Annotated in this window: 1 protein-coding gene; it reads right to left on the reverse strand. The window is 81.0% G+C overall.

The genetic code is table 11. The annotated features are described in order from the left end of the window. The coding region (locus G3I41_RS31540; RefSeq protein WP_164403950.1) for a hypothetical protein at positions 1-279 on the reverse strand (279 nt) is incomplete at both ends.

Consider the following 279-nt stretch of genomic DNA (forward strand, 5'->3'; position numbering starts at 1 on the left):
GTCGGGGCGGCCCGCCGAGAGCGCCCGGCCCACGTCGGAGGCGGGGCCGAGCAGCACGGTGAGCCCTTCGGCGGGCAGGTCGGACCGGTCGACCAGGGGGCGGCCGCCCTCGGGGACGGCGGCGTGGGCGGCGGTCACCAGACGGCACAGCTCGGCCCAGCCCTGGGCGCCGTCGCGGGCGAGGAAGGTGGCCCGGGGTGCGGATTCATCGACAAAGACACCTCCGCGGGCGGGGGTGCGGGGGCGCCGGGCGGGTCCGTCCCCCGGCCCCGGCCCCAC

It is taken from the genome of Streptomyces sp. SID9727 (assembly GCF_010550605.1).
Taxonomy (GTDB): Bacteria; Actinomycetota; Actinomycetes; order Streptomycetales; family Streptomycetaceae; genus Streptomyces.